The organism is Thalassospira sp. CH_XMU1448-2 (assembly GCF_037027285.1).
In the GTDB taxonomy this organism is placed as follows: Bacteria; Pseudomonadota; Alphaproteobacteria; order Rhodospirillales; family Thalassospiraceae; genus Thalassospira; species Thalassospira profundimaris_C.
The window spans coordinates 1,342,229-1,362,298 of sequence record NZ_JAYMEA010000001.1 but is presented as its reverse complement, the minus strand read 5'-3'; the positions used below and the strand labels follow the sequence as shown (position 1 = coordinate 1,362,298).

The following is a 20,070-nucleotide window of genomic DNA, read 5'->3' as shown; positions in this document are numbered from 1 at the left end:
GGCTCCGACGGTTGGGTGCATATCATTGCTGGTGGCGATGCACGGCACCTTACCAGTAATTTATCTGGCGGAAATGACAAACACCCCACCAATCTCGCCAGAATTCCGTCACCGACTTTTAGAGCCACCCTTTGCGTTTGAAATACCAAAGCGGCAAAACAGCGGACAGGATCATCAGGCCGATTGCAACCGGATAGCCGAATTCCCAGCCAAGCTCGGGCATTACTTCGAAATTCATGCCATAGATGCTGGCGATCAGGGTTGGCGGCAGGAAGGCCGCCGCAGCGACCGAGAAGATCTTGATGATGTTGTTTTGCTCAAGACTGATCATGCCAAGGGTCGCATCGAGCAGGAACGTCACCTTGTTGGCGATAAAGTTGGCATGTTCGGTAATCGAGACGATATCGCGTGAAATCACCTTAAGCCTTGCCTTGGCATCCTTTTTCAGACGCGTCTGCGTTGACAGGAACAATCCAAGTCGATGAAGGTTCAGCAAGCTGTCCTTCGCCTTGCCAGACAGGTTGCCGGTACGTCCGATCTGGCGCAGGGTTTCCCGGTGATCCTGATCCGAGCCGGGTCCTTCCGGGCTTGCAAACACCTGATTTGACAGGTTTTCAAGATCGGTTGCGGTCTGTTCCATCAAATCCGCCAGACGGTCAACAATCTGTTCGAGCAGCCCGAACATGACCGTTTCGGCACTATTGGCCAGTGACGGTGTTTTCTTGACCCGGCGGATGAATGTCTTGAACGGTACCGGATCAGCATAGCGCAGCGTGATCAGGGTCTTCTTGACCAGAATGAACGTCACGGCCGCCGTTTGCGGCGCATCGGTCGTCGCGCGGGTCAGGACCGAAACCGTCATGAAAAGTGCCCCGTCCTCATCATACAGACGAGATGAAAGTTCGATCTCCTGCATTTCCTCGCGGGTCGGCACCTCGATCCCGAAACGTTGCTCGATATCGTGAATTTCATCAGAGGTCGGCGACAGCAAGTCAATCCATACCGGTGTACGTTCGGATTTGGCGACGTCCTGCTTGCCTGCCGTTGCGTCGGCATTTGCATTGTCAACGGCATTGGCCGTGATCTTCGCAGCTGATTTTCCGTCTTCTGCCGGTTCGGTTTCCGCAACACCAGTCCGGGGCGCAGCAGAGCCATCTACGCCAGCCCCATCGTCTGTTGTTGCCCGAAGCGGAGCAAAAAACTCGCTGGTATCCATTAACCTTCTCCATCCTGACCGGCTTGTCGTTTGATACGGATGCCAGATTATTGCTTGGCTGTCATATGGTGTTTCTGTTGCAATCCCGCCGCCAGTCAGAATGGCAGAACCGTCTGGAATGAAAACGGATCAATGTCGGGATTGGTTCCGCTTTTTTCGCCAAAGGCAGTACGGACCTGATCGAGAAACTCTTCCTTGCTGATCATCTGATCTTTATTGGCATCGTAGGCCGGAAACAGCAATTCAAGGCGTCGGCTTTCCGTGCGCAGTCGCTGGCGATTGGCATCGGCAGTGCCGGGCAACTGTTCAACTGCCGAAAACTCGCGCATGACCAGCACGCTGTCGCCATTAATATCACGCCTGCGGAACATCCAGCTTGAATAGGACGCAGCCTCATCAGCGCTGATCCGGCCATCCTGATTGATATCAACCGGATGATATTGTTCACGATACAGTTTTACCTGTTCTGGCACCCCTGATGTCACGACACCTGCCCCTGCATTTTTCTGGGCAAGGGCCTTGGCAATCGCATCATTCAAACCGGGGATGTTTGTGGCCCCGGCAGCACCTTCACCCGCCGCCCCGGCCACACCGTCAAGTGCGCCAAGTCCGGACAAACCGCCAAGACCGAATTGCGACATCAGTTCAGGGTTGCTTTGAAGCTGCTGCATGATCAGGGGCAGAAGTTCACGAACCTGTGGTGATGATACTTCTGGCGATGTCGAACTGCCGCCGGCCTTATCCAGGGTCAGTCCCTGCGCCCGGGCACTGCCATCACCATTTACGGTGATCCCCGGAACCGAAATACCCGCAAAAAACGCACAACTCATTAATAGAATGGCAGCTTTTATCCGCAACAATCGCTTCCTTCATCTCGCTGACGCTGCCCCGCGCCAGATGTTTGAACCCGGTACCATCTTCCGACATCCGACAACCCGGCATGACAATCAGATGGTCCGATACCGTCACCCGATAAACGTCCCTTCTACATTTTGCAGGAGTTCGTTCGCGCATCAAACCCGATTGGGAGTCAAATCGCAAATTGTCTTCGCCCATCCCGTCATTTCCCGAAATGTCGACTGCACCATCAAACCCCATAAAACCGGGTTTTTAATGGTCACCGATGGGGCCCCATGGAACCGTTTTGGGATTTCATGGGCCGAAGATGGATAAGACCGTGATTTCAAGTGTTTTTGGCTGAATTCAGGCTTTTCGCATGTACCGCGGAATCCGCAGAAACACACCAAATCGTCACATTTGGCCCCATCAAATCCCATTGACCCCCATCCTTTCCCATGGTACCCCATTAACAGGCATAAATTCTGTGCCATGCGGGGCATATCCATTTCAAACATCGACCGGTCATTGAACCGACCGTTTCAGACCGTGTTTTGAAATCGGATTTTTTGATCAGGGGAATGGCAAAGTGCTGTTCACAGGGACGCACATTCACAAGCTGGACCGGAAGGGACGCGTATCCGTCCCCAAACGGTTCCGTGCGGCCCTTGAGCTGGAAGAATTCGCAGGCATCTACCTGTATCAATCCCACAAGGAAAGCGCGCTCGAAGGTTGCAGCCACAGCCATATGGAGCGCATCGCCGCATCGCTTGACGAACTTGATATGTTCTCTGACGAGGCCGACGATCTGGCTGACACCATCCTTGGCTCCTCGCATATGCTTCCTTACGACGGCGAAGGCCGGATCATTCTTCCCGCAGAATTGATCGAATTTGCCCGTATCGAAGATCAAGTCGCCTTTGTCGGCCGTGGTCGCACCTTCCGCCTGTGGAACCCTGACATCTTCAAGCCCCTGCAAGAAGCCAGCCGGACCCGCACGCTCAACCGTGGTGCGACGCTTAAGCTCAAACCAGTGTCCGAACTCCCCAAAGGCGCACGTCCCGGCGCCCCGAACGAGGAGGACGCATCATGAGCGACAAGGATATCAGTTTCGCCACTGAAGACCGTCCGCACAAACCGGTCCTGCTGCGCGAGGTGCTTGAAGCCCTTGCACCGGCTGACGGGGAAATCATGGTCGATGGTACCTTTGGCGCAGGCGGTTATTCCCGCGCCATTCTTGATTCCGCGAAGTGCGAACTCTATGGCATTGATCGCGACCCGACAGCGGTCGCAACAGGCAAAAAGCTTGAAGCCGAGTATGACGGACGGTTCCATATGGTCGAAGGTTGCTTTGGTGATATGGGACGTTTGATCCCGGCTGCGGGGCCAGAACTGGTCGACGGTATCGTTCTTGATATCGGTGTTTCCTCGATGCAGCTTGATCAGGCTGATCGCGGTTTTTCGTTCCGTGAAGATGGCCCGCTTGACATGCGCATGTCGATGTCCGGCCCAACAGCCGCAGACTTCGTCAACACTGCCGAAGAAGAAGACATTGCCAATGTCATCTATCGCTATGGCGAAGAACGGGCATCGCGCAAGGTTGCGCGCAAAATCATCGAAATGCGCGCAGAAGAGCCCTTTGCCACGACATCCCAGCTTGCCCGCGCTGTGCGTTCTGTCGTGCGCAAGTCCAAGGACGGCATTGATCCGGCAACCCGGACGTTTCAGGCATTGCGCATTTATGTAAATGACGAGCTTGGCGAACTTGAACGCGCAATGGATGCAGCCGAGACACTTCTGAAGCCCGGGGGACGCCTGGTGATAGTGACGTTCCATTCGCTCGAAGATCGTCAGGTCAAAACATTCATGAAGGCGCGTTCAGGCGACCCCAGAAAAATGTCACGTCGCCTGCCCGGCGAACCGGAAGTCGCCATTCCGACCTTTACGACCATCACGCGAAAAGCCGTCACCGGTCAAAAAGACGAAATCCGTGCCAATCCGCGCGCCCGATCCGCAAAACTGCGCGCCGTTGCCCGCAATGAGCAACCTGCAACAGTGCAGGGAGGCCGGAAATGACCCGTGCTGTCACGATCATTGGCCTGTTCCTGACCATTCTGATTGGCGCTGGCACTTATTGGGTCAGTCACGAAGTCGAGCGCCTTGAAAAGCATTACGCCGAGATCCAGTCGGACATTCTGGCCGAACAGGAAAGCATCCACGTACTTGAAGCCGAATGGAGCTACCTGAACAATCCCGAACGGATTGAGCGTCTGTCGAGAGAATATCTGAGCCTTGATCAGATCCAGGTTCTCCAGATGGCAAGCATCGACGACCTGCCAGAAGTGTCCGACATGCATCAGTACCGTATCGACAAGTTTGGCGAAGCCGTTGCCTTCATGCCAACCCCGCGCCCGCGCCCGGGCAGCCGTGCCTATGCCGAGGCGGCAGAAAGCATGATTGTTGATGCACCGTCCGTCGCCACAAATACCGGAGGAGCGCAATGAGCTTTACCCGGTTCTCATACTGGCTGCGTGGTGATCGCCCGGAACTTGGTCCGGACCAGCGTGAACGTCTTGCCCTTGAAACGGCACGCAACCGTATTTTCATCACCGGTGCCATGTTCATCATCGGGTTTTCGTGGATCACATATGGTCTGGTCGATGCATCCGTGCTGCGTCAGGGCAATGAACCAGCACTGGCATCGGGAACCGACACGCGCGAGCTCAAGACCGAGCGCGCCGACATTGTTGATCGCAATGGCCTGCTGCTGGCGACCGATCTTCCAACCAATTCGCTTTATGCCGATGCCCGTGTGGTCAAGGACCCGGTTGCCTCGGCCGATCTGTTGCTGACCGTCCTGCCCGATCTGGATCGCGACACGCTGATCCGACACCTGAGTTCACGCAAGGCATTCGTCTGGTTGCGCCGTAACCTTACGCCGGAACAGCAATATGAAGTTAACTCGCTTGGTATTCCGGGATTGAATTTCCAGCGCGAAGAACGCCGTGTTTACCCGCATGGGCGCCTGTTCTCCCACGTTTTGGGCTTTACCGACATCGACAATAACGGCATCGCCGGTGCAGAACGCAAGTTCGATAACGAACTGCGAATCAATAACGGTCCGCTCCAGCTTTCGCTTGATACCCGCGTGCAGTTCGCGCTTGAGGAAGAAGTCGAAAAGGCGATGGAAACCTATAGTGCGATTGGTGCTGCGGGTCTTGTCATGGATGTCTATACCGGTGAAGTGATCGCGATGACCTCGCTTCCGAACTTTGATCCGCACCGTCCGGGTCAGGCACCGGCGGATGCGCGGTTTAACCGCTCGACCCTTGGCGTGTATGAAATGGGCTCGGTGTTCAAGCTGTTTAACACCGCCATCGCGCTTGAAACCGGCACATCCAACCTGAATTCCGTTTATGACGCGACCGAGCCGCTGCGCATCGCCCGCTTCTCGATCCGTGATTACCATGGTGAAAACCGCTGGCTGACTGTACCGGAAATTCTGGTGCACAGCTCGAACATCGGTTCTGCACGCATGGCGATGGCTTTTGGTGGCGAGGCGCAGAAAAAGTACCTCAAAAAGCTTGGCATGCTCGACAAACCCGAGATCGAGCTCCCCGAGGTCGGTGGGCCTCTGATCCCCAATCCCTGGCGCGAAGTCAACACCATGACGATTTCGTTCGGTCATGGTCTTGCGGTCACCCCGCTTCAGGTTGTCAACGGCATTTCAACCATCGTCAATGGTGGTATCCGCCGCCCGTCAACCATCCTTAAGCAGGATGGCGCACCGGCAGGCGAACGTGTGTTTTCCCAGAAAACTTCGGAACTGCTGCGTCGCCTGATGCGACTGGTTGTAACCGAAGGATCGGGCAAAAAAGCCGAAGTCGCAGGTTACTTCCTTGGCGGGAAAACCGGCACCTCGGAGAAACTTGTGAACGGGCGCTACGTCAAGAACGCCCGCATGTCGACCTTTGTCGCCGCCTTCCCGATGCAGGACCCGAAATATGTGGTTCTGGTGACGCTGGACGAGCCCAAAGGCACCAAAGAAACTTATGGATTTGCCACAGCAGGTTGGGTGTCCGCCCCTGCGGTTGGCAAGGTTGTGACACGTATTGCTCCCCTCCTGGGCATTGAACCGGCGAATGCGAAGGCGCCGGAGATTGAGCAAGCGCTGCAGATCGAACTTCGCAAGGGGGAACGCAAACTTGCGTCTTTCTGAGCTCATGGCAGGTGATCAAGCGGCATTGAAACATGCCGAAGGACAGGACCCGAACATCACGGGCCTGACAGCAGACTCACGCACCGTGAAGGATGGCTATATGTTTGCCGCCCTGTCCGGTGCCCGCGACGACGGCTCCAAATATATCGCTGATGCGATCAAACTTGGTGCGGCCGCCATTCTGGCAAAGGATGGAACCCCCAGACCGGTCGCCGCAACGGTTCCCCTGATCCCGGTGGAAAATCCGCGCAAACGCTATGCACAGCTTGCTGCCCGTTTCTATGGCAAGCAACCGGCAAACATCGCGGCAATTACCGGGACGAACGGCAAGACATCAACGGCGATCTTCACCGAACAGCTTTGGACGATCCTTGGCAATATGTCCGGTTCGATCGGAACGCTTGGCATTCGTGCAGCGGGTGCAAAAATCCCGGGATCGCTGACCACGCCTGATCCGGTTGCCCTTCACCAGAGCCTTGATGAAATGTCGGGTATCGGTGTCACCCATGTGGCAATGGAGGCCAGCTCACACGGGCTCGACCAGTATCGTCTTGACGGCGTGAAGGTAACCGTCGCGGCCTTTACCAACCTGTCGCGCGACCACCTTGATTATCACGGCACTTTTGAAAAATACTTTGCCGCCAAGGCACGCCTGTTCTCCGACCTTCTGGTTGCCGATGGCACAGCGGTTCTTAATGCAGATGTCGAACAGTTCGCCCTTCTTAAAAAGATGTGTGAAAAGCGCGGCGTGAATGTTCTGTCCTATGGTCAGAATGCCGATGACATCAAACTTGTCAAAGCAACACCTGACAGCAGCGGTACCAAGATCACCCTTATGGCCAACAAGGGCGAATACAACGTGCATTTGCCGCTGATGGGCAGCTTCCAGGTCATGAACGCGCTTGCCGCCCTTTCCATCGTGGTGGCATCGGGTGCCGATATTGATCAGGCCGTCCTTGCCCTTGAAAAACTTGAGGGTGTTCGCGGTCGTCTTGAACTGGTTGGCAAAACAAGTTTCGGTGCCCCGGTCTTTGTCGATTACGCCCACACACCGGACGCGCTTGAAACCGTGATCAAGGCGGTTCGTCCGCATTGCAAAGGCCGCATCGTTTGTGTATTTGGTGCCGGCGGAGACCGTGACACGGGCAAGCGCCCGATAATGGGCCAGGTCGCGCATGATTTTGCCGATATCGCCATCATCACCGATGACAACCCGCGCAGCGAAGACCCCGCCCTTATTCGCGCCGCCATCAAGGCGAAATGCGAAGGTGCCGTCGAGATCGCCGACCGGGCAGAGGCCATCAAACGCGGCATTGGCATCCTGCAACGCAACGATGTCCTTATTATTGCCGGAAAAGGCCATGAAAGAGGCCAAATTATCGGTGATACGGTCCTTCCGTTTGATGATGCATCCGTTGCCCGCAGCATCCTTGCTGGCGGCAACTGACCTGAATTCCCGTTACGGCACGCTGGCCGTGACGGCCTGAGCGAAATGAAAGTGACGTTATGACGAAGGCTGTTTTATGGACGGCGAAAGATGCCGAAACCGCAACCGGTGGCAAAACGACCGGTAACTGGTCGGTATCCGGCATCTCGATTGACAGCCGAAAAGTCAGCAAGGGTGATCTTTTCATCGCACTTAAAGGCCCGAACTTCGACGGCCACAAATTTGCGCAAGCCTCCCTTGATGCCGGTGCAAGTGCCGTGATGGTATCTGATGCTGCGGGCGTCACCGACACCGACAAAGTCCTTCTGGTTGATGACACCCTTGATGCGCTGGTACGACTTGGCCTCGCCGGACGTGCGCGCAGCAATGCCAAAATCGTCGCCATTACTGGCAGCGTCGGCAAGACCGGGACCAAGGAAGCACTCAAATACGTGCTTTCCCAGCAAGGAAAAACCCATGCAAGCCCGGCAAGCTTCAACAACCATTGGGGCGTGCCTATCAGTCTGGCGACGCTTCCGGTTGATGCACAATACGGTGTGTTTGAAATCGGCATGAACCATCCCGGCGAAATCAGCCCGCTGGTCAAGATGGTCAAACCGTCCGTTGCCCTGATCACCACCGTGGTCGGTGCCCATACCGAGTTCTTCAAGGACGAAGCCGAAATTGCCATGGCAAAGGCTGAAATCTTTGACGGCCTTGAGTCCGATGGCGTCGTGGTTCTGAACCGCGACAACATGCATTATTTCGCCCTCGCACGTCGCGCCAAGGAACTTGGCCTGAGCAACATCAAATGCTTTGGCACCGACGCGATGGCCAATTATCGCCTGTTTGAAGCCAATATTGTCACCGATGGCAGTGCTGTACGTGCCCGTGTTGGTGGCCGCGATCTTGAATATTTCATTGGCTGTCCGGGCGAACACTGGGTTCTCAATTCTCTTGCGGTTCTGGGCTGTGTGGATGCGATTGGTGCAGACCCGCTGCGCGCGGCACAGGATCTGGCCGATGTCACCCCGCCTTCCGGGCGCGGCGAAATCTCGACGATCAAGGTTCCGTCAGGCGACGGCACGTTTACCCTGATTGATGATGCCTATAACGCCAATCCGACATCGATGATGGCCGGGATCAAGGTTCTGGCACAAAGCAGACCTGGAGAAGGTGGTCGCAAGATCGCCGTTGTCGGTGATATGCGCGAACTGGGTGACGATGCGATCCGCATGCATGCCGATCTGCACCATCCCCTGACCGCAATGGAAATTGACCGGGTGTATTCGGTCGGCCCGTTGATGGCCGAACTGGATAAAACCCTGCCCGCTGAACGCAATGCCGGTCATTTTGACACTGCCGAAGACGCGATCGAGCCGATCAAGGCCGATTTACGCGCCGGTGACGTGGTTTTGGTCAAAGGATCGCTTGGCATTTACGTTTCGAAAATTGTATCGGCCCTAAAATCATGTGGCGTGGTGGAAAAGTCCACAACCGTACAGGATTAAGTCGCAGAAGGAACGACCAGAGCAATGCTCTATAATCTGCTTTATCAACTGTCTGATCAAATGCCGGTATTGAACCTGTTTCGGTACATTACCTTCCGGACGGGCGGTGCGATCATTACATCGCTGATCCTTGCATTTGTGCTGGGTCCGTCCCTGATCAACTGGTTGCGTTCCAAGCAAAGCGAAGGACAGCCGATCCGTGAAGATGGTCCGGAAAGTCACCTTCTGACGAAAAAAGGCACGCCGACCATGGGCGGGCTTTTGTTGTTGCTCTCGACATCGATTGCAACCCTGCTTTGGGCTGATTTGACCAATGCCTATGTCTGGGCGGTTTTGCTGGTCACCATCGGGTATGGCTTCCTTGGTTTTCTTGACGATTACCTCAAGGTCTCCAAGAAAAACACCAAGGGCCTTCCGGGCAAACTCAAATTGCTGGGCCAGTTTTCAATTGCGGCCCTTGCAGCATGGTGGATTTCCTATAACACCGCAGATCCGCTTTCGACGGCGCTGGCCTTCCCGTTCTTCAAGAATTTCCTGCTCGATCTTGGCTGGTTCTTTGTGCCGTTTGCGATGTTTGTCATGGTCGGTGCATCAAACTCGGTCAACCTGACGGATGGTCTTGACGGATTGGCCATCGTACCAGTGATGATTGCAGCGGCAAGCTTTGCCCTGATCACCTATCTGATCGGTAACATTCAGTTCGCCGAATATCTTCAGGTCCATTATGTCGCCGGATCAGGCGAGCTGACCATCTTCCTTGGTGCCCTTGTCGGGGCTGGCCTTGGCTTCCTGTGGTACAACGCCCCGCCCGCAATGGTGTTTATGGGTGATACCGGGTCGCTTGCCCTTGGCGGCGCTTTGGGCGCAGTTTCGGTCGTCACCAAACACGAACTGGTTCTGGCAATTATTGGCGGTCTGTTTGTTCTTGAGACCCTTTCTGTGATCATTCAGGTCGGGTCATTCAAGCTGACAGGCAAGCGCGTGTTCCGCATGGCGCCGCTTCATCACCATTTCGAGAAAAAAGGCTGGCAGGAACCGACCATCGTGATCCGTTTCTGGATCATTGCAGTGATTCTGGCCCTTGTCGGCCTTGCCACCCTGAAACTCCGGTAAGGATGCCCTATCGTGATTGATCTTTCGCATCTGCGCGGCAAAACCGTTGCGGTACTGGGTCTGGGGAAGTCCGGACTGGCCAGCGTAAAAGCATTGATCAATTCAGGTGCCATTGTCTGGGCATGGGATGATAACGCGCACGGTCGCGAACTGCTTGAACCGCTTGGTCTTGCGCCGATCAATCTGGCCGAATGCGATTGGGCCGAACCCGACATGCTGGTCATTAGCCCCGGCATTCCGTCGACCTTTCCGACCCCGCATCCCGCCGCCGAAAAGGCCCGCCGGGCAGGCAAACCGATCATTTGCGATGTCGAGTTGCTATGCACCGCACAGCCGGACGTCCCGACACTGGCGATCACCGGTACCAACGGCAAATCAACGACGACGGCACTGACTGCTCATATCATTGCGAATGCCGGGATCAAAACCCAGGCTGGCGGCAATCTGGGCAATGCAGCCCTTGGTCTTGATCCGGCGACCGCTGATGACTGCCTTGTTCTAGAACTGTCGTCCTATCAGCTTGATCTTCTTGAGCATGCCGCGTTTGACGCTTGTGCGCTTTTGAACATCACGCCGGACCATCTGGATCGTCACGGCGGAATGGATGGCTATATCGGTGCGAAACGCCAGATCTTTGCCCGGAACAAGGGCCCCAAATGGGCGATCATTTCCGTTGATGATGAACCATGTGCCAAGATGGCGGTTGAGCTTGCCCGCGAAGGCGGACGCCATATCATCGAAGTTTCGGTCAAAAACCCGGTCGATCATGGCATCTATGTTGATGAAAATGGCTGGCTGATTGATGATCTTAGCGGTGCTGCAACACCGATCCTTGATCTTGCGATGGTCACACACATGCCGGGCAAACATAACTGGCAAAATATTGCCTTTGCCTATGGCCTGTGCCGGGCACGCGGTGTTGATGCAACACGCATCATTGACGGCATCATGACCTTCCCGGGTCTTGCACATCGTCAGGAACGGTTGGGCAGCATCGGGAATGTCATTTTCGTCAATGACAGCAAAGCGACCAACGCCGAAGCATCGGCAAAGGCACTGTCAGCCTATCAGAACATCTACTGGATTGTTGGTGGCAAACCAAAAGAAGGCGGGATCAACGGTCTTGAGGAGTTTTATCCTCATATCAAAAAGGCCTACTTGATCGGCGAGGCCGCTGATGCCTTTGCCAGGACCCTTGATGGCGACGTGCCATGGGAAAAATGCAAAACCCTTGATGTGGCAACAAACGCCGCCTTTAACGACGCCCGATCCAGTGGCGACGACGCACCTGTGGTGATGCTGACCCCGGCCTGCGCATCCTTTGACCAGTTCAAAAGCTTTGAAGCCCGCGGCGATGCATTCCGCGATCTGTATTCCCAGTTGGCCAATGCCAACGCATCCGGGAAGGTCGGCGCATGAAGTCCCTGTTTGGAAACAACACCAACATCGCCTTTTCACGTGCAGACACGTCTGTTCTGGGCATCTGGTGGTGGACCGTTGATCGCTGGTTGCTGGCCGCAATCATTCTGTTGATGGGGATCGGCGCGCTTCTGGTTATGTCGGCAAGCCCGCCGGTGGCTGACCGCATCAATGTCGACAGCTTCCACTTTGTGACCCGCCAGTTCGTGTTCCTTGGCATGGCGGTCGTCTGTATGTTTGGCATTTCACTTTTGCCGGTGAAATGGGTCAGACGACTGGCATCCGTCATGTTTTTAGGTGTGATTTTCCTCTTGATCATCACCCCGTTTATCGGTTCTGACATCAAGGGTGCGGTGCGCTGGATCAACGTTGCGGGAATTAACCTGCAACCATCCGAGTTCCTGAAACCCGCCTTTGCAGTTGTCGTTGCATGGATGTTCGCCGAAGGTCGTCTGAACCCGAACTTTCCGGGCTATATCGTCAGCTGTTTGATGCTCGCAGTTTGTATTTTCCTGTTGATGATCCAGCCCGACTTTGGTCAGACGGTGGTTGTGACCTCGATCTGGTCCGTACAGATTTTCCTGGCTGGTCTTCCGATCATTCTGGTGTTCTGTCTCGGGCTTGGCGCCGTTGGCCTTGCTGTTAGTGCCTATCTGATCTTGCCGCACGTTCAGTCACGTGTGGACCGCTTCCTTGATCCGGCATCGGGTGACAACTATCAGATCGAACGATCCATGGAAGCCTTCATGAGTGGTGGGGTCATGGGACGTGGCCCCGGTGAAGGCTGGGTCAAGAACTCCATCCCGGATGCCCATTCCGACTTTATCTTTGCCGTGGCTGGCGAGGAATTCGGATTGCTGTTCTGCGTGCTGGTGGTGGGTGTCTTTACCTTTATCATCATGCGCGGGCTTTCGCGCCTGATGGGGGAACGCAACCTGTTTGTGGTGCTGGCTGTGAGCGGCATTCTGGTTCAGTTCGGCCTGCAAGCCGTGATCAATATGGCATCGACCCTGCAACTTGTGCCGCCAAAAGGCATGACCTTGCCATTCGTTTCCTATGGCGGTTCGGCCACCATCGGCATTGCCATTGGCATGGGGTTTGTTCTTGCGCTCACCCGGAAACGTCCGGGCGAATAGCTGCGTATCAATGGTTCTTTTGCCTGAACTGAAATTTCTGCATCAAAACGACAAAATCCGACCTTATTCCATTCCCGGTTTGAAGGGATATTAACCTTTGTCGGGTTCTGATGGGGGGAACTGTCCGGGGTCTCCCCGGTGCTGTGTCGTTTTAGATGTGGACAAGATGACTGACTTCACAAAACTTGATATTTCCGCCTCCGAGACCCCGCTTGCGGGTCAGGTGATTGCTGTGACGTCAGGTGGAACCGGCGGGCATATGTTCCCCGCTGTTGCCTTGTCCAAATCACTGGTTCGACGTGGCGCGAGGGTACTGTTTTTTACCGATGCCCGCGCAGCACGCTATACCGAGGGCGTTGAAGGTGTCGAGACCATCATCCTTCCCGCAGGTGGCATTGCTGGCAAAGGCATCAAGGGACGTCTGACAGGGGCACTTCGTCTGGGGCTTGGCACGCTTAAGGCACGCTCTCTGATCAAGAAGGCAAAGCCCGCCGCTGTTATCGGCTTTGGCGGTTATGCCTCGATCCCGGCAACCATGTCGGCCAAGTGGCTTGGGATCCCCTATGCCATTCACGAACAGAACGCGGTTCTTGGCCGGGCAAACCGACTGGTGGCAAGCCATGCCGAACGCATTGCCACATCCTTTGCCAAAGTCACCATGATCGCACCAAGCGACGAAGCCAAGGTGATCTGGACGGGCAACCCGGTGCGTGCCGAAGTCGCAGCCCTTGCCGTTAGCGAGTATCACGCCCCTGAAAGCGACGGCCCGATCCGACTTTTGATCACTGGTGGTTCACAGGGCGCGCGTATTCTTTCCGAAGTTCTTCCAGATGCGCTGGTCAGTCTGCCCGAAGACATTCGCAAACGCCTTCATGTCACCCAGCAAGCCCGCGACGAGGATATCGATGCCGTGCGCGAGACCTATGATGGCTCGATGATTGACGTGACCCTGGCATCCTTCATCAACGACATTCCGGAAAAATTGCGGGACTGTCATCTGGTGATTGCGCGATCAGGGGCATCAACAGTTGCCGAACTGACCGCGGCGGGACGTCCGGGTTTTCTGGTTCCCCTGCCCCATGCCATTGATGATCATCAACGTTTTAATGCCCAGCAGGTCGAAGAGGCCGGTGGCGCATGGTTGCTGCCACAGGATCGCTTTACCAGCGAACTGGTTTCAGAACGGCTGGCGAAACTTTTAACCAATCCCGCGGCCTTGACGCGCGCCGCAAAGGCCGCCAAAAGCAGCGGTCGCGCCAATGCTGCCGAACGGCTGGCCGATATGGTGCTTGATATGCTGGGACTGAACCCGGCCGGAAGCCCGAATAACGAGAACATGGGCAAAGACCCCCAAAAGGTATGAGGAGACATGCAATGAACACCCTGCCGCTCAACATCGGCACCATCCACTTTGTCGGTATTGGTGGCATCGGCATGTCCGGTATTGCCGAAATTCTCCATAACCTTGGCTATTCGGTTCAGGGATCGGATATCTCTGACAATGCCAATGTCCAGCGCCTGCGCGATCTTGGCATCAAGGTTTTTGTCGGTCATCAGGGATCGAATATCCAGGACGCCAAGGTGGTTGTGATTTCCACTGCGGTCAAAGCCAGCAATCCCGAAGTCGTTGCCGCGCGCGCCGAAATGATCCCGGTGGTCCGCCGCGCTGAAATGCTGGCCGAACTCATGCGCCTTAAGGCAGCAATTGCCATTGGCGGCACACATGGTAAAACCACGACGACCTCGCTGGTTGCAACCATGCTTGATGCCGCCGGGCTTGATCCGACCGTGATCAATGGCGGGATCATCAATTCGTATGGCACCAATGCGCGCCTTGGCGAAGGTGACTGGATGGTGGTCGAGGCCGATGAGTCTGATGGTACCTTTGTCAAAGTCCCGTCGACCATTTCGGTTGTGACCAATATTGATCCCGAACATCTGGACCACTGGAAAGATTTCGATCAGCTGCGCGAGGCCTTCAAGAACTTCGTTCAGAACATTCCGTTCTATGGCTTTGCCGTTCTGTGCATTGACCATCCCGAAGTTCAGGCCCTGATTGGCAAGGTGACGGATCGCCGCATCTTTACATTCGGTTTCTCGCCGCAGGCTGATGTGCGCGCGGTCAATGTGCGCACCAATATTGGCGAAAGCATCTTTGATGTTGTCATCCGCGAACGCGTCGATAGCGAAGAACGCGTGATCAGGGATGTCCGCCTGCCGATGGTTGGCGATCACAACGTTTCGAACTCGCTGGCCGCAATCACGGTTGCGCTTGAACTCGGCATTCCGGACGAAAAGATCGTATCAGCCTTTGACGGCTTTACCGGCGTCAAGCGCCGCTTCACCAAGACCGGTGAAGTCGATGGCGTGACCATCATTGACGATTACGGTCACCACCCGGTCGAAATCAAGGCCGTGCTGAAAGCTGCCCGTCAGGCCACACAGAATAACGTCATTGCTGTTGTACAGCCGCATCGCTATTCGCGCCTGCATGATCTGTTTGAAGATTTCTGCACCTGTTTTAACGATGCCGACAGCGTCATTGTCGCCGATGTCTATGAAGCAGGCGAAAGCCCGATTGAAGGCGCATCGCGTGATGCACTGGTCGAAGGATTGCGCAACCGTGGCCACCGCCATGTCAGCGCCCTTGAAGGACCGGACAAGCTTGCCGAGATCATCGCACAGGATGCCAAACCGGGTGACCTTGTGGTCTGCCTTGGTGCCGGATCCATCAGCGCATGGGCCAATGCCCTGCCCGCACAACTCGAAGCCCTGAAGAACTGAGAGACGAATGAGCACGCCGGAACACCACACGCCACTGATCGACCGCCTGCCCAAGGTTCGGGGCAAGCTGCGTGAAGGCGCGCAATTGGCCAAGGTCACCTGGTTTCAGGTTGGCGGTCCGGCCGATGTGATGTTCCGCCCGGCCGACGAAGCCGATCTTGCCGACTTCCTTAGGGGCAAACCCAACGACATGCCGGTGACTGTGATCGGCGTCGGATCAAACCTTCTGGTTCGGGATGGTGGTATTCGCGGCGTTGTCATTCGACTTGGCCGTCCGTTTACCGACGCCGTCGTCAAGGATGGAGATCTGCATGTCGGGGCCGGTGCGCTTGATCTTAACGTCGCGCAGGTCGCCCAGCAGGCTGGCATCGCCGGTCTTGAATTCCTGTCGGGCATTCCGGGTACGATTGGTGGTGCACTTCGCATGAATGCAGGTGCCTATGGCAGCGAAATCAAGGATGTGCTGATTTCTGCCACCGCCATTGACGGCAAGGGCACGACTCATACCGTCACCCCCGATGAAATGGGCATGTCTTATCGTCACTGCGATCTGCCCGAAGACTGGATTTTCACATCCGCCATCTTGCGCGGAACGCCGGGGGATCCCGCCAATATCGCCAAGCGCATGGATGAAATCGCAGAAGCCCGTTCCGGATCGCAACCGATCAAGTCACGCACCGGCGGATCGACATTTGCCAATCCGCTGCCCGATCGCGCCTGGGAGGTCATTGATGCCGCCGGGTGCCGTGGCCTTACCATCGGTGGCGCGCAGATGTCCGAACAGCATTGCAATTTCATGATCAATACCGGTGATGCCACCGCCCTTGATCTTGAGCAGCTGGGCGATGAAGTCCGCAGACGGGTTAAACAACATAGCGGCGTTGAGCTGCGCTGGGAAATCCGGCGCATCGGTGAACGCCTTGGCCACTCGATCATAGGAAAAGACGCATGAGCAAACATGTCGCTGTCATTCTGGGCGGTTGGTCAGCAGAACGAGAAGTATCCCTGTCTTCGGGGCGCGAATGCGCCAAGGCGCTGCGCGAAAAGGGATATGACGTCACCGAAATTGACGCCACCCGTGATCTTGCCGGGCAGCTGACCACTATTGATCCCAAACCGGATGTAATTTTCAACGCCCTGCATGGTCGCTGGGGCGAAGACGGTGCGGTTCAGGGGCTGCTTGAAATTCTGAACATTCCCTATACCCATTCAGGCGTGCGTGCATCGGCGATTGCCATGGATAAAATGTCGGCAAAAGCGATGTTTGCCGAATATGAAATTCCCTGTGCCCGCCATGTCTGGGTCACGCGTGGTGATATCGCCAATGGCAAGGCACTGCCACCGCCCTATGTTCTTAAACCCAACAATGAAGGGTCATCTGTCGGGGTTGAAATCATCCTCACCCCAGAAGAAGAACAGAACATGCTGGCGCGTGACTGGGTCCATGGCGACGGCATCATGCAGGAAGAATTCATTCCCGGCCGTGAAATGACTGTTGCCGTCAAGGATGGCAAGGCGATGGAAGTCATTGAAATCCTGACGGGCAATCATGCCTTCTACGATTTTGAATCCAAATACGCCCAGGGCGGGTCCGAACATATCGTACCAGCCGACATTCACAGTGACCTGCGCGACCGCCTGCAACGCCATGCAGAGGAAGCCTATCGTGCGCTTGGGTGCCGTGGCGTCGCACGTGCTGACTTCCGCTATGACCCGGAACAGGATCGGCTGGCGATCCTTGAAATCAACACCCAGCCGGGCATGACGCCGACCTCACTGGTTCCCGATGCGGCACGTCATGACGGCATGAGCTTTGCCGATATCGTTGCATGGATGGTGGAGGATGCTTCATGCGAACGCTAGGCACGATTGGCACGCTTGAAGAACAGGCGCGCGAACGCCGCGAAAAGCTTGATAAAAAGCATGGCATTGCATCCAACCTTAAACGGGTTGCCCGCGTCATGTGGTGGACGGGCTTTGTCGGGGCAATCACCATCATTCCGGCAGCACTTTGGTATACCGGCAAGGCTGACAAATGGATTGCCATCGGTCAGGACGAAAGTGTTCGCCTGTCGGCTGAACTGGGCATGACGGTCAAAAATATCGAAGTATCGGGACGCGAAAAAACCGATACCAATGCGCTGCTGGCCGCCATCGGGCAAAAGCCCGGCACGCCGATCATAACATTTGATGTTGATGCCGCGCGTGAACGCATCGAACAACTGTCATGGGTGCGTACAGCCACCGTCGAACGTCAGTTGCCCGATACGCTGATCGTGTCGATTGTTGAACGCAAACCGCTTGCGCTTTGGCAAACCGAAGACCGCGGGCACGTTCTGATTGATGGCGATGGCGAGCAACTTCAGAACTATGAGCTTGGCGATTATCTTGATCTGCCGGTTCTGGTTGGCGATGATGCCCCGCAACATGCGGCCGAAATGCTTCAGACCATTCAAAGCATTCCCGATCTTTACGGCATGGTCACCGGCGCACAGCGCATTGGTCATCGTCGCTGGAACATTCAGCTGTCAAACGGCATGTTCATTCGCCTGCCCGAACACGACATGGACAAGGCCTGGCAACGCCTTGAGACGCTTGTTCGTCAGCATGACCTGCTTGAACGCGATGTATTGATTGTTGATCTGCGCTTGCCAGATCGAACCTTTGTTCGCCTGACACCCGGGGCGGCGGAAAATCGCCGCAATCCCCCAAAGAAGGAGGGAGCGGTCTAGAACGACCGCCCGCCATCACCGATCAGGACTGATTGACGCGCCAGACAGGGGGCGGATCGCAAGCCTGCCGGGTGACAGGCTATTGATCGCATCAGGAAGATGCGATGCCAGCTGCTGCCCCGCTAAAGTCTGACATTTCCGAGAAAACAGGACCGCTATGCGGCACACTCGATACAGCCTTAACCAATTTGCAACCGCTTATGGTGGAAAACGGGCTTAATAAGGTAGGGCAGGTCCGCCTGTCCCCAATAACTTTAGAAGAATTCAGAGCACTAAATTGGCACGCGGCAAAACCAGATCAGGATTGATTGCAGCTTTGGACATCGGTACGTCCAAGGTCTGCTGTTTCATTGCGCGACGCGAAAAGGACCATCCGCCGAAAATCATCGGCATCGGACACAACATGTCCAAGGGCCTGCAAAGCGGATCGATCGCAAATCTTGATGCCGCCCAGGAAGTCGTTCTGGCTGCGGTAAACGCGGCGGAAAAGATGGCCGGTCAAACCATCGAATCGGTCATTGTGAACCTTTCTGGTGGCCGTCCGGAATCGGAAACCCATACGGTTGAACTGCCCCTTGGTTCCCGCCCGATCGGCAATCTGGAAATCAGGAAGCTGAATGACCAGAAAGAAGCCCTGCTCCGTCAGGCTGGCGATGAACTGATCCATACGGTGCCGCTTGGTTTCCGCCTTGATGGTGCGAGTTCGATGAATGATCCGCGCGGTATGTATGGATCAACGCTTGGTCTGGATCTGCATTTTGTCCGTACCCAGACAGCACCGCTACGCAATCTTGATACATTGCTTGGCCGTTGCCACCTTGCGATTGAAGAAACCGTCGTCACCCCGCTTGCATCGGGTCTGTCGGCCCTGACACCGGATCAGCGCGAACTGGGCGCAACCGTCATTGATATGGGGGCAGGCACGACAAGCGTTGCTGTCTTTAACGGCGGTCAGGTGATTTACACCACCTCGATCCCGGTCGGTGGCGCGCATGTGACACGTGATATCGCCTATGGGCTGAACACGTCGCTTAATCATGCCGAACGGATGAAGACACTGCATGGCAGTGCGCTGACCTCGCCGTCAGATGATCAGGAAATCCTTGCCGTTCCGATCATTGGTGACGAGGACGAGAACAACTTCAATCACGTTCCGCGCTCGATGCTGATCAACATCATCAAGCCGCGCCTTGAGGAAACCTTTGAGTTGATTCGCGATCAGCTTGAAGAACATGGTCTGACCCAGATTGGCGGGCGCAGCATCGTGCTTACCGGTGGTGCCAGCCAGCTCAATGCCATTGCCGATCTGGCAAACCAGATGTTCGAACGCCCGGCAACTGTCGCCCACCCGCATGGCGTTACAGGCCTTGCCGAAGCCACCGCAGGCCCGGCATTCTCGGCCTGTGCAGGCCTTCTGCTGCGTGCGGTGGAACAACAGAACGACCCGCTCAGCGAAGCCATGGCATCAATCCATCAGTCAGGTGGACGCTGGGGGCGTCTTGGCGCCTGGTTCAAGGAAAACTTCTAGTTTTCAGCACCGGCGAACGCCCTGTTCGCCGGAAACTGGCAGTTTCCGAAAACAAGTGCATTTTTTTCTGCATTTTTTCGAAAACTTTTCCGCGCATTAACAAGCCAATAACTCTTTGCCCGCTAAAACGGACTCGGAGGTCTTTGTGT

Annotated in this window: 17 protein-coding genes; 15 read left to right on the top strand and 2 right to left on the bottom strand. The window is 55.7% G+C overall.

The window, feature by feature from the left end:
* Nucleotides 1-118: 118 nt before the first annotated feature.
* Nucleotides 119-1,216, bottom strand: coding sequence for a magnesium/cobalt transporter CorA (gene corA / locus WA318_RS06120; RefSeq protein ID WP_336080299.1), 1,098 nt, complete (start codon nt 1,214-1,216; stop codon nt 119-121).
* A gap of 95 nt (nt 1,217-1,311) precedes the next feature.
* Nucleotides 1,312-2,046 carry a hypothetical protein gene (locus WA318_RS06115; protein ID WP_336080298.1) on the bottom strand — a complete coding sequence of 245 codons (735 nt, stop codon included), beginning with the start codon at nt 2,044-2,046 and terminating at the stop codon, nt 1,312-1,314.
* A 596-nt stretch (nt 2,047-2,642) separates the two neighbouring features.
* On the opposite strand from WA318_RS06115, the gene WA318_RS06110 reads away from it, so the two are divergent.
* The 15 genes from WA318_RS06110 to ftsA all read left to right on the top strand — a co-directional run bounded on the left by WA318_RS06110 (nt 2,643) and on the right by ftsA (nt 19,921).
* Nucleotides 2,643-3,146: a division/cell wall cluster transcriptional repressor MraZ gene (locus tag WA318_RS06110; RefSeq protein WP_336080297.1), complete on the top strand. Its 504-nt coding sequence runs from the start codon at nt 2,643-2,645 to the stop codon at nt 3,144-3,146.
* The gene (gene rsmH / locus WA318_RS06105) at nt 3,143-4,129 is read left to right on the top strand and encodes a 16S rRNA (cytosine(1402)-N(4))-methyltransferase RsmH (RefSeq protein WP_336080296.1); all 987 of its coding nucleotides are present in this window, start codon (nt 3,143-3,145) and stop codon (nt 4,127-4,129) included. Before WA318_RS06110 ends, rsmH begins: the two co-directional genes overlap by 4 nt.
* Nucleotides 4,126-4,557 (top strand): cell division protein FtsL, encoded by a 432-nt coding sequence (gene ftsL, locus WA318_RS06100; RefSeq protein WP_336080295.1) that lies wholly within the window; start codon nt 4,126-4,128, stop codon nt 4,555-4,557. The genes rsmH and ftsL overlap by 4 nt, the downstream gene beginning before the upstream one ends.
* The gene (locus WA318_RS06095; protein WP_336080294.1) at nt 4,554-6,272 is read left to right on the top strand and encodes a peptidoglycan D,D-transpeptidase FtsI family protein; all 1,719 of its coding nucleotides are present in this window, start codon (nt 4,554-4,556) and stop codon (nt 6,270-6,272) included. Before ftsL ends, WA318_RS06095 begins: the two co-directional genes overlap by 4 nt.
* Nucleotides 6,259-7,719, top strand: coding sequence for a UDP-N-acetylmuramoyl-L-alanyl-D-glutamate--2,6-diaminopimelate ligase (locus WA318_RS06090; protein ID WP_336080293.1), 1,461 nt, complete (start codon nt 6,259-6,261; stop codon nt 7,717-7,719). The genes WA318_RS06095 and WA318_RS06090 overlap by 14 nt, the downstream gene beginning before the upstream one ends.
* 59 nt (nt 7,720-7,778) lie before the next feature.
* A complete protein-coding gene (locus WA318_RS06085; RefSeq protein ID WP_336080292.1) occupies nt 7,779-9,209 on the top strand; it encodes a UDP-N-acetylmuramoyl-tripeptide--D-alanyl-D-alanine ligase in 1,431 nt (476 codons plus the stop codon).
* Nucleotides 9,210-9,233: 24 nt separating this feature from the next.
* Entirely contained in the window at nt 9,234-10,322 is a 1,089-nt protein-coding gene (gene mraY, locus WA318_RS06080; protein ID WP_114099567.1) for a phospho-N-acetylmuramoyl-pentapeptide-transferase, read from the top strand.
* A 12-nt stretch (nt 10,323-10,334) separates the two neighbouring features.
* The gene (gene murD, locus WA318_RS06075) at nt 10,335-11,741 is read left to right on the top strand and encodes a UDP-N-acetylmuramoyl-L-alanine--D-glutamate ligase (RefSeq protein ID WP_336080291.1); all 1,407 of its coding nucleotides are present in this window, start codon (nt 10,335-10,337) and stop codon (nt 11,739-11,741) included.
* Nucleotides 11,738-12,877: a putative lipid II flippase FtsW gene (gene ftsW / locus WA318_RS06070; RefSeq protein WP_114099569.1), complete on the top strand. Its 1,140-nt coding sequence runs from the start codon at nt 11,738-11,740 to the stop codon at nt 12,875-12,877. Before murD ends, ftsW begins: the two co-directional genes overlap by 4 nt.
* Nucleotides 12,878-13,043: 166 nt before the next feature.
* Nucleotides 13,044-14,240: an undecaprenyldiphospho-muramoylpentapeptide beta-N-acetylglucosaminyltransferase gene (murG, locus tag WA318_RS06065; RefSeq protein WP_336080290.1), complete on the top strand. Its 1,197-nt coding sequence runs from the start codon at nt 13,044-13,046 to the stop codon at nt 14,238-14,240.
* A gap of 11 nt (nt 14,241-14,251) precedes the next feature.
* The gene (gene murC, locus WA318_RS06060) at nt 14,252-15,661 is read left to right on the top strand and encodes a UDP-N-acetylmuramate--L-alanine ligase (protein ID WP_114099571.1); all 1,410 of its coding nucleotides are present in this window, start codon (nt 14,252-14,254) and stop codon (nt 15,659-15,661) included.
* 7 nt (nt 15,662-15,668) lie between these two features.
* Nucleotides 15,669-16,613, top strand: coding sequence for a UDP-N-acetylmuramate dehydrogenase (gene murB / locus WA318_RS06055; RefSeq protein ID WP_336080289.1), 945 nt, complete (start codon nt 15,669-15,671; stop codon nt 16,611-16,613).
* A complete protein-coding gene (locus tag WA318_RS06050) occupies nt 16,610-17,524 on the top strand; it encodes a D-alanine--D-alanine ligase (RefSeq protein ID WP_336080288.1) in 915 nt (304 codons plus the stop codon). The genes murB and WA318_RS06050 overlap by 4 nt, the downstream gene beginning before the upstream one ends.
* On the top strand, nt 17,512-18,393 hold the full coding sequence (locus WA318_RS06045; RefSeq protein ID WP_258548790.1) for a cell division protein FtsQ/DivIB: 882 nt from the start codon (nt 17,512-17,514) through the stop codon (nt 18,391-18,393). Before WA318_RS06050 ends, WA318_RS06045 begins: the two co-directional genes overlap by 13 nt.
* Nucleotides 18,394-18,670: 277 nt before the next feature.
* Nucleotides 18,671-19,921 carry a cell division protein FtsA gene (gene ftsA / locus WA318_RS06040; RefSeq protein WP_114099574.1) on the top strand — a complete coding sequence of 417 codons (1,251 nt, stop codon included), beginning with the start codon at nt 18,671-18,673 and terminating at the stop codon, nt 19,919-19,921.
* Nucleotides 19,922-20,070 lie beyond the last annotated feature (149 nt).

Bases quoted from the DNA above. Each gene is read 5' to 3' on its own strand.
- murC (WP_114099571.1), top strand. From the start codon at position 14,252: ATGAACACCCTGCCGCTCAACATCGGCACCATCCACTTTGTCGGTATT.
- murB (WP_336080289.1), top strand. From the start codon at position 15,669: ATGAGCACGCCGGAACACCACACGCCACTGATCGACCGCCTGCCCAAG.
- WA318_RS06050 (WP_336080288.1), top strand. From the start codon at position 16,610: ATGAGCAAACATGTCGCTGTCATTCTGGGCGGTTGGTCAGCAGAACGA.
- WA318_RS06095 (WP_336080294.1), top strand. From the start codon at position 4,554: ATGAGCTTTACCCGGTTCTCATACTGGCTGCGTGGTGATCGCCCGGAA.
- WA318_RS06115 (WP_336080298.1), bottom strand. From the start codon at position 2,046: ATGAGTTGTGCGTTTTTTGCGGGTATTTCGGTTCCGGGGATCACCGTA.
- WA318_RS06045 (WP_258548790.1), top strand. From the start codon at position 17,512: ATGCGAACGCTAGGCACGATTGGCACGCTTGAAGAACAGGCGCGCGAA.
- mraY (WP_114099567.1), top strand. From the start codon at position 9,234: ATGCTCTATAATCTGCTTTATCAACTGTCTGATCAAATGCCGGTATTG.
- corA (WP_336080299.1), bottom strand. From the start codon at position 1,216: ATGGATACCAGCGAGTTTTTTGCTCCGCTTCGGGCAACAACAGACGAT.
- rsmH (WP_336080296.1), top strand. From the start codon at position 3,143: ATGAGCGACAAGGATATCAGTTTCGCCACTGAAGACCGTCCGCACAAA.
- WA318_RS06085 (WP_336080292.1), top strand. From the start codon at position 7,779: ATGACGAAGGCTGTTTTATGGACGGCGAAAGATGCCGAAACCGCAACC.
- murG (WP_336080290.1), top strand. From the start codon at position 13,044: ATGACTGACTTCACAAAACTTGATATTTCCGCCTCCGAGACCCCGCTT.
- ftsL (WP_336080295.1), top strand. From the start codon at position 4,126: ATGACCCGTGCTGTCACGATCATTGGCCTGTTCCTGACCATTCTGATT.
- ftsW (WP_114099569.1), top strand. From the start codon at position 11,738: ATGAAGTCCCTGTTTGGAAACAACACCAACATCGCCTTTTCACGTGCA.